Origin of the sequence: Nocardia sp. MH4, from assembly GCF_019266065.1 — a bacterium.
Lineage (GTDB): Bacteria > Actinomycetota > Actinomycetes > Mycobacteriales > Mycobacteriaceae > Nocardia > Nocardia canadensis.
Window position 1 is genome coordinate 37246 of the sequence record NZ_LPNR01000117.1, and the last position, 13516, is coordinate 50761.

At 66.9% G+C, this 13516-nt stretch carries 14 protein-coding genes; 10 read left to right on the forward strand and 4 right to left on the reverse strand.

What is annotated here, in order from left to right:
- Positions 1–44: 44 nt before the first annotated feature.
- Complete coding sequence (locus tag ATM97_RS26100) at positions 45–2213, forward strand: MMPL family transporter (RefSeq protein WP_218720892.1); 2169 nt, start codon at positions 45–47, stop codon at positions 2211–2213.
- Between the two features lie 429 nt (positions 2214–2642).
- Here the strand turns inward: ATM97_RS26100 and ATM97_RS26105 are convergent, their stop codons facing one another.
- Positions 2643–3335, reverse strand: coding sequence for a class I SAM-dependent methyltransferase (locus tag ATM97_RS26105; RefSeq protein WP_218720835.1), 693 nt, complete (start codon positions 3333–3335; stop codon positions 2643–2645).
- A 165-nt stretch (positions 3336–3500) separates the two neighbouring features.
- Between ATM97_RS26105 and ATM97_RS26110 the strand changes: the two genes are divergently transcribed.
- The 4 genes from ATM97_RS26110 (at position 3501) to ATM97_RS26130 (ending at position 7064) form a co-directional block, all read left to right on the forward strand.
- Positions 3501–4205: a TetR/AcrR family transcriptional regulator gene (locus ATM97_RS26110; protein ID WP_218720836.1), complete on the forward strand. Its 705-nt coding sequence runs from the start codon at positions 3501–3503 to the stop codon at positions 4203–4205.
- 716 nt (positions 4206–4921) lie between these two features.
- Positions 4922–5695, forward strand: a complete 774-nt coding sequence (locus ATM97_RS26120; protein WP_218720838.1) for a sulfite exporter TauE/SafE family protein — start codon at positions 4922–4924, stop codon at positions 5693–5695.
- Positions 5696–6305: 610 nt separating this feature from the next.
- The gene (locus ATM97_RS26125; RefSeq protein WP_218720839.1) at positions 6306–6797 is read left to right on the forward strand and encodes a DinB family protein; all 492 of its coding nucleotides are present in this window, start codon (positions 6306–6308) and stop codon (positions 6795–6797) included.
- Positions 6798–6851: 54 nt separating this feature from the next.
- Positions 6852–7064, forward strand: a complete 213-nt coding sequence (locus ATM97_RS26130) for a hypothetical protein (RefSeq protein ID WP_218720840.1) — start codon at positions 6852–6854, stop codon at positions 7062–7064.
- A 60-nt stretch (positions 7065–7124) separates the two neighbouring features.
- Here ATM97_RS26130 and ATM97_RS26135 read toward each other — a convergent pair whose 3' ends face one another.
- Complete coding sequence (locus ATM97_RS26135; protein WP_218720841.1) at positions 7125–7304, reverse strand: hypothetical protein; 180 nt, start codon at positions 7302–7304, stop codon at positions 7125–7127.
- 90 nt (positions 7305–7394) lie between these two features.
- Complete coding sequence (locus ATM97_RS26140) at positions 7395–7739, reverse strand: hypothetical protein (RefSeq protein WP_218720842.1); 345 nt, start codon at positions 7737–7739, stop codon at positions 7395–7397.
- 438 nt (positions 7740–8177) lie between these two features.
- On the opposite strand from ATM97_RS26140, the gene ATM97_RS26145 reads away from it, so the two are divergent.
- The 4 genes from ATM97_RS26145 (at position 8178) to ATM97_RS26160 (ending at position 12307) form a co-directional block, all read left to right on the forward strand.
- Positions 8178–9548: an ATP-binding protein gene (locus ATM97_RS26145; RefSeq protein ID WP_218720843.1), complete on the forward strand. Its 1371-nt coding sequence runs from the start codon at positions 8178–8180 to the stop codon at positions 9546–9548.
- Positions 9549–9697: 149 nt separating this feature from the next.
- Positions 9698–10486: an ABC-2 family transporter protein gene (locus ATM97_RS26150; protein ID WP_218720844.1), complete on the forward strand. Its 789-nt coding sequence runs from the start codon at positions 9698–9700 to the stop codon at positions 10484–10486.
- A complete protein-coding gene (locus ATM97_RS26155) occupies positions 10479–11312 on the forward strand; it encodes an ABC transporter permease (protein ID WP_218720845.1) in 834 nt (277 codons plus the stop codon). The genes ATM97_RS26150 and ATM97_RS26155 overlap by 8 nt, the downstream gene beginning before the upstream one ends.
- A gap of 2 nt (positions 11313–11314) precedes the next feature.
- Positions 11315–12307, forward strand: coding sequence for an ATP-binding cassette domain-containing protein (locus ATM97_RS26160; protein ID WP_218720846.1), 993 nt, complete (start codon positions 11315–11317; stop codon positions 12305–12307).
- 1 nt (position 12308) lies between these two features.
- Here the strand turns inward: ATM97_RS26160 and ATM97_RS26165 are convergent, their stop codons facing one another.
- The gene (locus tag ATM97_RS26165; protein WP_308248619.1) at positions 12309–12617 is read right to left on the reverse strand and encodes a hypothetical protein; all 309 of its coding nucleotides are present in this window, start codon (positions 12615–12617) and stop codon (positions 12309–12311) included.
- Positions 12618–13007: 390 nt separating this feature from the next.
- Here ATM97_RS26165 and ATM97_RS26170 point away from each other — a divergent pair, with 390 nt between their 5' ends.
- Positions 13008–13514 (forward strand): DUF4254 domain-containing protein, encoded by a 507-nt coding sequence (locus ATM97_RS26170; RefSeq protein ID WP_308248620.1) that lies wholly within the window; start codon positions 13008–13010, stop codon positions 13512–13514.
- The last annotated feature ends 2 nt before the right edge of the window (positions 13515–13516 follow it).

Consider the following 13516-nt stretch of genomic DNA (forward strand, 5'->3'; position numbering starts at 1 on the left):
AAGCGGCCCGCACCTCGGGTTTGCTGTATCGGTGGGGTGTGCTCATGGCACGGCGCAGACGCGCAGTCCTGGTGATGTGGGGGCTGTTGCTGGTCGTGTGCGCGGTGGCCTATCCGCTGCTCGAGGATCGACTCGGCGCCATGGACTTCGGCGTCGAAGGATCCCAGTCCGCCGAGGTCGACAGCCTTGTCGCCCAGCACTTCCCGCAGTTCGGCGCCGAGCAGGCAGTCATCGTGCTGCAATCACCTGCCCTCACTGTTGACGACACCGAGTTCCGAGCGGCGCTCACGCGCACGGTCGCCGCCGCCAAAGAGGTGGCGGGCGTGGTGGATGTCGTCGGCCCTGATGACGGGCTGCCCACCGCTCAGATCTCGGCGGACCGTCACGTCGCGATCGCCCTGGTCGGCATGAACGGCGACATGGCCGAACGCGCGGGAGTCGCCCGCGACCTGCAAGAGGCCATCCGCGCCACCGGCGACGACTCCGTAGAAGTGGGATTGACCGGATACTCAGCAGTCCAGAACGCGGCTACCGAACTGCAGAACGCCGATCTTGCCCGAGCCGAGGCGATCGGTATCCCTGTCGCCTTGCTCCTGCTCGTCCTCGCACTCGGCGCCCTGGCCGCGGCGGCGATCCCGATCGGAGTCGCCATCGCGGGGCTGCTGACCGCAGTCGGGGTGTTGTTCACCCTCACCACGGTCACCGCGTTCGATTCGCTGACCGTGGCCATGGCCACCATGGTCGGCCTCGGCGTCGGCATCGATTACGCGATGTTCATCGTCAGCCGGTTCCGCGAAGAACTCGCCAACCACAATGTCGCCCACCGCACCGACCACACCGCCATCGCCGCCGCCGTCGGCCGCTCACTGGCCACGGCGGGCAAGACGATTCTGGTCTCGGGGCTGGTGGTGATGATCTCACTGTGCGCGTTGATCATCATCCAGGCACCGATCTTCCGCAGCATCGCCATCGGCGTTGCCACCGCTGTGACCAGCATGCTCATTGTCGCCATCACTCTGCTGCCCGGCCTACTCGCAGCCCTTGGTCCTGCCGTCAACCGCGGTGCGCTCCCGGCGCGCTGGCGCCCCGCCGACACCGCCACTGCCGCTCACGGTGCTCGACCCGGCCGGTGGGCGCGCTGGGCATATCTCGTCATGCGCAAGCCTGCGCTGTTCGGCACGGCCGCGATCGCGGTACTGGTCCTGGCCGCCCTGCCGGTCTTCGGAATCCGCTACGGCCTCGATATGGGCACCACAGCCCTCGACGACACCCCCACCGGAAACGCAACCACCGCCCTGACCACCAACTTCCCCGCGGGGGCGCTCTCACCGGTCGAAATCGTGGCCACCGGCACCGACAACACCCCACTCACCACCGCCGCCGCCGCACAAGTCAACCTGTTCCTCACCGATATCGACAGCGACGACCGCATCGCCACTGTGCTCCCCGCACAGCTCAGCGACGGACGAGTACTCGCGATGGCGATCCCATCGGTGGCATTCGACTCGATGGACGCCACCGACCTCATCCGCGATCTCCGCACCAGTGCCGCCGCCACCGCGCCCGGAACTGATATCCGCATCGGCGGCAGCACCGCCGAATTCGTCGACCTCTCCGACGAAATGACCTCCAAACTCCCGCTCGTCGTGGCCCTGGTGCTGACCGCCTCGCTGATCTTCCTCATCGCCGCGTTCCGCAGCATCGCCCTGCCGGTCAAGGCCATCGCGATGAACCTGCTCGCCACCGGCGCCGCACTCGGCATCACCGTCGCGGTATTCCAATGGGGCCTCGGCGAAAATCTCCTCGACTTCACCAGTCCCGGCTTCGTGCAGGTCTACCTGCCCACCGTCGTGTTCGCGCTGCTGTTCGGGCTCTCGATGGACTACGAGGTCTTCCTCATCCGCCGCATGCGCGAATACTGGGACGCCACCGGCGACAACCAGCACGCCGTCGCGGCCGGACTCACCCACACCGCCCGCCCGATCACCGCGGCCGCCGCGATCATGATCGCCATCTTCGCCAGCTTCCTCACCGCAGACATCCTGGAGCTCAAACAACTCGGACTCGCCCTCGCGGTCGCGGTCGCCATCGACGCCGCCCTGATCCGCCTCATCCTCGTCCCAGCCCTCATGCGACTGCTCGGCGGCTGGAACTGGTGGCTACCGACCCTCCCCAGCATCCGCCTGCCAAAAAGGCGAACCGCCGATGAATAGCACCGCGATCACGACGAGTCGCATGCCAGCCCTGAAGCAGCAGCCACCTCGCCAGTGCGTAGCACAGTCACGGGGTCTGCCGAGTAGTCGCGAGATCCCCTCTGACTGCGAGTGCGTCCAATACCGCGACCTGGGACGTGGACACGTCGATGCGCATTGTCGATCACGACCCGATGGCATCGAACGTGAAGGTGAACAACGAGCAACAGCCCGACTCGGCCGCCGCGAGTTCACGCCCAGCAGTCTGCTCGGCGTCATCGACGAGGTTCAGATCGAACCGGGTCGAAGTCGGCGTGGCAGCCCGCAAGGGTCGGCGACGAACGGTTACTAGCCCTCGCCGTCCCATGGAGAGCCCCTCGTGCTCCATGGTGGCCGCCCGGTGGAGTCGTTGTCGAGGGGTGGCAGAACTCAGGGGCACAACCGACGCCGTTACAGTTTGACGGCCATATCCAAACCGCCCTCGAATGGCAGCGTTTGGGTTGTGAACCCATTGACGGGGTCATCGATGAAGTCGAACAGGTCGCGGTAGCTCGGTGGCCGGTTCTCGGTGTTGTCGACGATGACGATGGCGCCGCGGCGAAGGTGGGGTGCGATCAATTCGATTGCGGGGCGGGCCATGACCGGCCAGATATCGATCAGGGCGAAATCGATGGGTTGATCGATGTGCAGGAGGGTTTCGCGGAGATCGCCCTCGCGGAGATCGACGTATCCGTCGAGGCCGGCGGCGGCGAGGTGTTTGCGCGCCGTGGCGGCCTTGGCGGGTTCGTGTTCGGTGCCGATGACCACACCGGGTTCTCCGTCTTCGGTGGCGACCAGGTGGATCGCCTGGGCGAGATAGAGAGTAGAGACGCCGTACGAAGAGCCCACTTCTACAGCACATTTCGCGCGGAGTGCGAGGCAGAGACGGTGGCAGAACAGTGCCTTGTCATGGTCGAGAGCGACGAATTTGTCGGCGAGGAACCGAGTGGCGTCGTCGTCGATCGTGCCTGGATCGAGCGCTTCGCCGCGTTCGGCGCGTGCGGTGAAATGGTCACGGATATCGACGATCTGGTCGGTGCTTCGCCGCTGCAGCTCGGCGATCAGCTGATCGAGGTGCGGGTTTCGCAGTTCGCTTTGCGTCACGGTGACAACCTTTCTTGCTGGAATTCGTTGTGCGGCATGGCAGCCGGATGCGTTTCGGCGCGTGGCAATTCCGCTGTCCCTGGAGGCGGCCGTCACCAGTCTGCGACCGCCCCGCATTAATGTCAATGCTATGCGAACGTCAAGCGGCTGGGTTATCGTGCAGGAATGCCGGACCAGCTTTCACCAGGGCGTCAGCGCCGAAGTCCGGTCACCCGAAGCGGGCGGCCGACGCTCAACGCCGACCTGATCGCCGCGGCCATGCTCGAGCTGGCCGGGCGCAACGGGTTCCGCGCGGTGACGATGCAAGTCCTCGCCGAACATCTCGAGGTGACCGTGCGTGCGCTATATCGCCATGTCCGCGATCGGCAGGATGTCGTCGACCGGGCGGTCGAGCTCTGGATGGCGAAATGGCCTGAACCCGATCTCGATCCGAACGATTGGCGTGCAAGCTTTGCCGAGTACTGCCGCCTGCGACGCGAAACGAACCGTGCGCACCCGCGTGCGCTGCTGTTCTCTCTCGACGAGCAAGTCGGCGACGTGCGCCCGCATCCGAGGCGCCTCACCGCGCCCGACGCCTTCCTCGGGTTCCTGACCGACCTCGGCCTGAACATGCCCGACGCGCTGTTCGTGCACCGCGACCTGACCTTGCGGCTGTACGCCTTCGCCCTACTCATCGATTACCGCCATGACATCGGCCAGAATGTTGTCGACGACTCTCCGATACCGCGGTCCTGGCTCGATCAGTTCCCCGACCTCGACGTGCCGCATCTGCGCGAAGCCATGGACGTTTCACGCACCGGCCCCGATGAAATGTTCGACCGCATGGTGGACGACATTGCCCACACCATCATCCGGCTACGCGAGCGCTAGTGTTCCGCGTCTGAAATCCGTTGCAGATATCTTGTGAGGAGTCGAGGATCTCGTCGGCAGTCTTACGCCAGACGAACGGGCGGGGGTTTGATGTCCCATTAGTCCACCCAGCGGACGTCTTTCTTCTGCCGCAACGCTTTTGTGGACGCTGCGGTGCAACAGTTGCTGGGCCAGGAGGCCGAACCAACGCTCGACCTGGTTGAGCCACGACGACCAGGTCGGGGTGAAGTGCACGGTTGAAAACGGGGATGCCCGGCGAGCGATTGCCGGACCACTGGTGTCTTGGGGGCATAGTTGTCGCACACCATTTGAAAGCGCCCCGGCCTCTTCGGGCCGGGGTGCTTTCACAGCCGCTGTCGGTGCCCGGCGTGGGCTCCTGCTTGGACTGGCCTTCAGGCCAACATCACCCACAGGAGATCCGGTGTCGCAGCCGCGTATGAAACAACACTCGTGCAAGCTCGAACTGCCTTCCTCGACCATTTTTGGTCAGGCCGAAAGGATCGCGCTCGACCAAGTCGTCATTCCCCCGAGTTTGCCGATTCTGCGCGGCTGCAAGACCGCACAGGAGGTCCGGAAACGGACGCTGCTGCCGCCCGTCACGCGGTCACGAACGTCCGCCTCTGCCGAATACCGTGCAGTCTGCTGACGTAACCGTGTTCGGCGCACCCAGAGGGTAATGGGTTCGGCCCCACCCCGGAACTGGGATAGTTTCGTGGGTGAATGTGCTGGTGACGGGGTTCGTGGCAGGGCTGGTCGTCGCGATGCTGACCGCTCCGGTCGGGGTATCGGGCGCGGTGTTCCTGCTACCGGTACAGATCAGCCTGCTGGGGGTGCCCAGCCCGGCGGTGACTCCGACCAACTTGCTGTTCAACGTGATCTCGATCCCGGGTGCGCTGTGGCGCTACAGCCGACGAGGTCCGCTACACAGCCCGCTGACTCGAATCCTGTTGGTAGGCACCCTGCCGGGTGTCGTCGTCGGTGCGCTCGTGCGTGTGTTCCTGGTTCCCAGTGCGGGGATATTCAAGTTGATCGCGGCGGCACTGCTGTTGCCGCTCGGGGTGTGGTTGTGTCTGCGGACCGCCAACCGAACCGTGATCGGCAGGCCCCGGCCGTCAAACCGATTCATCACCAAGGCCGCGCTGCTGGTCGGTGTCGTGGGCGGGATCTACGGCATCGGCGGCGGATCGTTGCTGAGTCCGATCCTGGCCGGTCGAGGTGTTCCACTGGCCGAAGTCGCCCCGGCCGCGTTGACCTCAACGCTGGTGACCTCGATCGTGGGTGCGGCAACCTACCTTGGTATCGCCATCGCGACCGGTGGTACCGATATCGCCCCGGCCTGGGCGATCGGACTGAGCTGCGGAGCCGGTGGGCTGGTCGGCGGATATCTCGGTGCGCACCTGCAACCACGGCTACCAGAACGCGGACTGCGCTTCGCCTTGGGCGGGGTAGCCATAGCGACCTCGGGGATGTATGCCGTCCAAGCACTTTGAGGCATTTCGCTGCACTTGGCAAGTAGCTCCACCGCATAGGCCGCCGGGCTCCGTACAGCGCCAGCTCGGGGACCATCAGGAAGGCACCGAGCGCCCCGACCTAGTCCGGGGTCCCACCACGCCCGACCGGCGACAGTTCGAGCGTGCGCCGATATCCTGCGCCGCGTGGGCCGGTCAGTTCGTCGGCGGCCAGCGTTTGGACCACCAGTTGGCCCGAGCAGAACCCCGGGGCGCCCGTGTTCCCATCTTCGCCGCGCTCGCTGTAAGCACGTCGAAGATAGGGCCACAGACCTATCCGCTCCGGCAGACCGCGATCGTCAGATCGAATAGGAATCCATGATGACCAGGCGTTTTCCGGTTGCCCATGTTTTGTGTGTCCTGCCGGGGGCGCAGATCGGCCCTGACCTGCATGTATTCCAGGTCAGGGCCGCACATGGCCCAGGGCGCCATCCGCGCCGGGCAGGGATTCCCGCGTCCAGCGGATCACCATCCTTTCTTTCTTCCCCATTCCGGCTGTTCAGCCGATCCCCCACAACGTTCGTCGTGCCACCGCGCGCTCTTCACGACCGACGCGGATCCCGAATACCCACCCCGAAGGGAGCGAAATCTCATGAGCACCAACGGAATTACCGCCGGTACCGAGCGCGCGATCATCGAGGACCTGCTCGACCGCAATCGCGCCGCGCTCATCGCGACCGCGCGCGGTCTGTCCGAGGCCGATGCCCGCCGGCGACTCGTGACCTCGCTGACGACGCCTATCTCGTTGATCAAGCACGCGGCCGCGGCCGAGCGGATCTGGTTCCAGCGGTTCTGGGCGGGACTGGACGAAGCCGACTGCGACGGATACTCGCGCCGTGACGAGGGCACCTTCACGGTGGGTGAGGACGAGTCGCTGGCCGAGGTCATCGCCGAGTTCGAGCGGGCGAGCGGGCGGTCACGGGAGATCGCATCCCGCTTCGACCTCGACGACACGAAGGTGAATCCTCGCGAGGGCGAGGTGAGCATGCGGTGGACGCTATTGGCGATGATCCAGGAGTTCGCCCGGCACGCGGGTCACGGCGATATTCTGCGTGAGCAGATCGACGCGTCGCCGAACGCGTGAACGCGGGCACCCGCCACGGTCGCGCCGACGCTCTCGATGTGGATAATCGAACGTATGTGCGAATCCATCCGGCCCTATCTGCGTGCCGGCGTATGGACCGAACCGTCGCCGCGCTTCTGCCCGAACGGGCACCGGCTCGGGGCCGGGCGCGCGCTGGTCGTCGCGATGCCGTGCCGACGGATCGGCGGCCATCACCGGGTCCACACCTGCCTGGCGTGCGGCGCCGTCACCTACAGCCCGCCCGCCCACAACGACTGCGAGCACTGAGCTGTCCACGTGCCGGTGGGCCGCCCCTGAGCCACCGGGGCGACCAGTCCGCACGCGGTCTCAGTGCGAGTAGTCCCGGAACGTCATGACGCCGCCAACCACGACGATGATCGCCGTGAGGACGTAGACCGTGACGCGTATCCACGTCGGACCGTAGTAACTGACCGCCATCGACGCACCGAGCGCCGCGAGAATCATCACCACCCCGTAGAACGGCGTGCGCTGCTCCCTGTCAACCATTCCTCCAGTGTCCGCCGACGACGCGGCGGTGCCAATGCCCTCAACAGGGCGAACAGCCGACCGCCCGGTCACCGGGGCCGACGGGCACGATCAGCGCGCGCCGCCGACGGCGACGCCGGGCGCGGGCAACCGCATCCGCTCGACCGTGGGAACGGGGAACCACCGGTCGGCAGCGGCCGAGGCCGACGCGGGCCTGCGCAGATGGACGCGCCGCCATGCCCGCGCGAACAGCGCCATCGCGGCGGCGAGGGTCACCACCACCGCGCCGATCGCCAGCCCGAGCGACACCGTCACGGCCGTGCCCTCGCGCCCCGCACCGCTGCGATAGATCAGCACCGCCGCCGCCACCGGCCCGGCCATTCCCCCCGCGGCGGCGCTGAGCAGCAACGCGCCGGTGACCAGCTCGACCACCCGCAGCGGCCGCCGCGTCCGCACCCGTACGGCGCGGCGGCTTCCTCCCAGCGAACCCCATGATCTCCCGACCAACGCCACAGCCAGCCCCTTCCGCTCCTCTGCCCACACCTGCATATGAACCGGACACTGCACGGTATACCGCTGCTCGGACGCACAACGAAATCGACACCGAACAGTTGCCGAGTCGGACATCAGCAACCATGCAGCGATTCAGCGGGCGCACCGGCGGACCGGCATCGAGACGGCCTCGGTACCTCGCCCACGCCGGTGCGATGACAGCGACACGCCCGGGTACGGGTACCCTTCCCCCTCATGTGGATCATTCTCGCCATTTCCGTGGTCAGCTCCGTGATCATTGCGATCCTGTTCGCCACCGGCTTCCCGGAGCACTGACTCGACGGGATAGCCGTCCCTTAGCTATCCGGCCTCGTTCGTGGAATGTGGTGAGAAGATGGCTGGGTGCCGAACAGTAGCCAGCCCAGTGCGCGGTCCGACGACGGCCGCTCGTTCGTAGTCGCCGACGCCACCGACAGCGCGCTGGTCGCCGGTTCGCTGGCCGTGATCGTCGCGGCCGAGCGCCGACAGCTCGTCCTCGTCGAGGAGCGGTCGGAGACGACCCCGGTTCGGCTGCGTGGCCGGCTGATCGGCGAGCTCAACGACGACGGCATCGACGTGCGCGCGGGCTACGCGTTCACCGACGGCACGGTCGAACTGGTCGACGCCGAGACCGTCCAGACACTGCACGACACGACCGGCGCGCTGCTCGATGTCGGGGTGAACCTCACCCCGCCGGGCGGTCCGGCCCGGCTGCTGCCCAAGCGATTCAACCGGCACACCTTCTGGTGCGGGCAGAGCGGATCCGGCAAGACCTACGCGCTCGGGGTCGTGCTCGAGCAGGTCATCGCGCACACCGCGTTGCCGGTGGTGATCTTCGACCCCAATTCCGATTTCGTCCGGCTCGGCGAGGTCTCCCCCGGCGCCACCGGCCCCACCGCGGACGCGTTGCGCGAACGCGACATCCGGGTGCTGCGCCCGCATTCCGCGCAGCCGCTGCGGGCTCGGTTCACCGCGCTGCCGCTGAGTTCCAAGGCCGCGATCCTGCGGATCGATCCGATCGCCGACCGCGAGGAATTCAACGAGCTGATCCACCTCGCCGACGAGCTCGCCGCCGCCGAACTCGATGTCACCCTGCCCACCCTGCGCAAGTCGGCATCGACGGCTCAGCGGCGGCTGGCGATGCGCATCGAGAACCTGGGGCTGCACGAGTGGGAGGTGTGGGCCCGCGCCGACCGCGCGGTCACCGAGGTCGTCGACGAACGGCCCGACGCGACCGTCCTCGACCTGGGCGGATTCTCCACCGCCGCACAGCAACTCGTGGTCGCGCTGGCCCTGCTCGACGACCTGTGGGCGCGCCGCGAAGAGCGGCGCCCGATCCTGCTCGTCATCGACGAGGCGCACAATCTGGCCTCGCCCCGCCAGGATTCACCGATCGCGATCGCGGTGCGCGAGCGACTGATCCAGATCGCCGCCGAGGGACGTAAATTCGGGCTGTGGCTGCTGTTGTCGACGCAGCGTCCGTCGAAGGTCCACCCCGGCATCATCTCCCAGTGCGACAATCTCGCGCTGATGAAGATGACTTCCCCGGTCGACCTCGCCGAGCTCGGCACCTACTTCGGCTACGCGCCGTCGGCCCTGCTCGACCGCTCCCCGTGGTTCCGCCAGGGCGAGGCCCTGTTCGCGGGCGGTTTCGTCCCGGCGCCCGCGCTGGTGAAGGTGAACACGCGGCTCACCCCCGAGGGCGGCAGCGACGTCGGGGTGCCACTGCGCTGAGCAGTGACGATCGCGGGCGTTTTCGTCCGGATCACGGTGGGGCCGCCTAGAGTTGACTGATTGTGCGGGGCGATGCGGAGGGGGACGGCCGAGTTGCCCTCGCGATGCGCCGTTGCGTGTTCCGTCGCCGCACGCCGAGCACGTTCGGGGTGTATTGGAAGCTGGCGCGGGCCGGGTTCAAGCGTCAGGCCCAATACAAGCTGGCGATGTTCGCCGGGCTGTTCACCAACTGCGTGTTCGGTTTCGTCCGGGCGGCGGTGATGGTGGCCGCCGTCCGCGCGGCGGGCGATTTCGGCGGCTACGACGAGGGCACCATCGGCGCCTACGTGTGGCTGTCACAGGCCCTGCTCGGCGCGACGCAGTTCATGGGACCACCGATCGACCTGGTGGACCGGATCAAGTCCGGTGACGTCGCGATCGATTTCCTGCGCCCGGTCGACGTCCAGCTGAGCTATCTGGCCACCGACATGGGCCGGGCCGCCTGCACGTTCCTGCCGCGCGGGGTGCCGAGCATCGCCATCGGCGCCGCGACCTTCGGGCTGTCGATGCCGACGACGCCGGTGGCCTACCTGCTCGGCCTGATCAGCGTGCTACTGGCGGTGGCGCTGTCGTTCCTGTGTCTGTTCGCGGTCGCGCTGATCGGTTTCTGGGTGGTGGAGATCCGCGGCATCCGGGTGCTGTATCAGATCGTCGGCACTTTCCTGGCCGGGCTCTTCGTCCCGGTCCACATGTTTCCCGACTGGTTGCGGACAATCGCGCTGGCTACCCCGTTTCCCTCCATCCTCCAGTCACCGATCGATACGCTGTCCGGGCGGGTCGCCGGGATGGACGCCTTGCTCACCGTTGCGGCGCAAGGCTTCTGGGTGCTGGTGATCGGACTGCTCGGCAGGGTGTTGCTGCGTGCGGGACAACGCAGGTTGGAGGTACAGGGTGGCTGAACCGGATTCCGCGCGCATCGTGGCCGGGACCTGGTTCACCCCCTATCTCGCAGTATTGCGTTCGCGTGTGAAAGCACAGCAGGTGTACCGGCTCTCGTTCGCCACCGAGGTGTTCAGCGCCTTCCTGATCGGCCTGGTCGAGTTCGCCGAGGTGTGGGTCATCTTCCACAACGTCGGCACGCTCGGCGGCCTGGACACCAACGCGGCGCTGCTGCTGTTCGGGCTGTCCAACACCTCGTTCGCGCTGGCCCAGGTGCTGGTCGGGCATCTGGACTCGCTGCCCGCGATGATCAGGATGGGCACTCTGGACGCCTATCACCTGCGCCCGCAACCGCTGCTGCTGCAATTGATCACCAGCGACATCTCACTGCGCAGGCTCGCACGCGCCGCAGTTGCGGTGATCGTGCTCGGGGTGGGGTTGTGGCGCAACGAAATCGACTGGGGCATCGCCCCGGTTACCTTGATCGTGATCACCCTGATCAGTGGAATTGCCCTGTTCTGTGGCCTTTTCGTATGCGCAGCGGGACTACAGTTCTTCCTGATCGACGGTGCCGAGCTCACCAACAGCTTCACCTACGGCGGATCCTTCGCCGCGATGCAGCCCGCTTCGGTGTTCCCCGCGCCGCTGAAGCTGTTGTTCGGGTTCGCGATTCCCGTCGCGTTCACCGCCTACGTGCCGACGATAGCGCTGCTGGGTCTCCCCGGACCGCCGCTGTTGCCCGCGTGGTCGGCCTGGTTGACACCGGTGGCGGCGGCATGGGTGTGGTTACTGGCCTTCGCAGCGTGGCGGATCGGAACGAGGCACTATCAGGGAGGAGGGGGATAACGATGGACGAGCACAGCTCTGCGGAGCCGATCATCGACATCGACGACCTCACCCGGCAGTTCACGGTCTACCGCAAGAACGGCAGCCGCTGGCGCAGACACCGGGACACCATCACCGCGGTCGACCGGATGAGCTTCCGGATCGAACGCGGTTCCGCGGTCGGCTACATCGGCGCCAACGGCGCGGGCAAGTCGACGACGATCAAGATGCTCACCGGCATCCTCGTACCGACCACCGGCAGCGTGCGCACCTGCGGCCTGGAACCGGTGCGCCAGCGCAGGGAACTGGCCGCGCGGATCGGCGTCGTGTTCGGGCAGCGCTCGCAGCTGTGGTGGGATCTGCCGCTGCACGAGTCGTTCTCGATCCTGGCGGCCATCCATCGCCTCGATCCCGACATCGCCGACAAGCGCACCCACGAACTGGTCGAGCAGCTCGAGATGGCCGACACCCTCGACACGCCGGTGCGCCAGCTCTCGCTCGGCCAGCGCATGCGCGCGGAAGTGGCCGCCGCGCTGCTGCATTCGCCGGAACTGGTGATCCTGGACGAGCCGACGATCGGCCTGGACGTGCTGTCCAAGCAGCGACTACGCGAGTTCCTGCGAGCCGAGCGGATCGAACGCGGCACCACGCTGCTGCTCACCACGCACGACATGGGCGATATCGAGCGGCTCTGCGACCGCGTCCTGGTGGTCGATCACGGCAGGCTGGTGTACGACGGTTCACTGGCCGGGCTCGGCGCCACCGTCGGCGCGCGCCGGGTGCTGGTGGTCGACTTGGCCGCGCCCACGCCGGATCTCGACGATCTGCCGTGCGGCGCCCAGCTGCTGTCCAGCGAGGCGGGCGGCATGCGCCAGCGGCTGGCCTTCGACGCCGAGCACACCACGGCGGCGGCTTTACTGGCCGCGGTGTCGGACCGGGCGCAGGTGCGCGACTTATCGATCGAGGAGCCGGGCATCGAGGACGTGGTCCGCCGGATCTACGAGTCGGCGCGCTGAGTCAGCTCGGCGCGTTCGGCGTGCCGGAGTACAGGCTGACCTCGCCGTTCTCCCCGAGGAAGGCGTTGACCAGCATGATCCGCTGCGCCAGGAGATCGTCGGGCTCGGGCGCGCTGGTGGTGATCGAGATCTGCGGTATCGCAGCCCAGTTCACCACGTAGCGCTCGGGTGGGCCGTCGTCGTCGGACAGGCGCGCGAGCCGGAACACCGAGACGGCGCGGCGCTCCATGAGGTCGCGCACGACGTCGGCGATTCGCTGCGGGTCTTCCAGCGCGAACAGGAACCCGAAGGTCAGTTCGGGTGAGGACACATAGGCCGGCACATTTATCGAGGTTAGTGCATGCGGCGCCGTCCGCGGCGGGTACCGCCGATCCGATTGCCGGAAATGTGCGGATGAGTAACACAGGAGAAGTCGCGTGGTGACCCCGCCGTAACGGTGCATAACAATTTCCGCAGACCAGGCGATTTGTACACCATACTATTGCGCGGTCGCGCCGAATCGCGCTTTCCTGGTGTTGTCCCGATTTTCCCCGGGTCGTCTTCCTCGCCGCAGCGTCGCGGATATTCGTCGACGCCCGGGCGGGGCTACGCCGGTGCCGGGGAGTGCACCTCCCCCGAATCCTCCCCGGCTCTGGCGTATCCAAGCATGAATTCAGCGTATTCAGGGGCGTGCACCATGCCGTTCGATCCCGGTCATCGTGTGGATGCCACGCAATTCCCGCCACCCTCGGCGCTGTTGCGGGCCTTCCTGGAACCCCCCGGCTCCGACCCGATGCGGCACCGCGTCCTCGACGCGGCCACTCGGCTGGCTCGCTGCCACGACCGCAGACACCAGGCGATCGAGGCGGCTCGCGCGCCGGAGGCCACCAGCGGCCGGATCGCGGCCTGCGGCAAATTGATCGATCAGATCGACGGCGACCGCGCCACCCTCATCGCCCGCATCGACGACTGGGTCGCGGCCAATGTGGCGCACCGGGCGGGCGCCTCGCTGCACACCGAGACCCTCGGCGCGGTGATCGACCGGATGGCAGCGAAATGGATCGCCGCCCAGCGGGCGCTGGGCGGCGATCCGATTGAGAAGACGACCCAGCGGCAGTGGGAGGCGCGCACCCATCTGCACTGGTGCCGGCTGGCCGAATTGACCGACGGCTACCGGGATCTGATCACCGATGTCACCGAACACCGCAGGCGGTTGCCGGTGTGGTGACG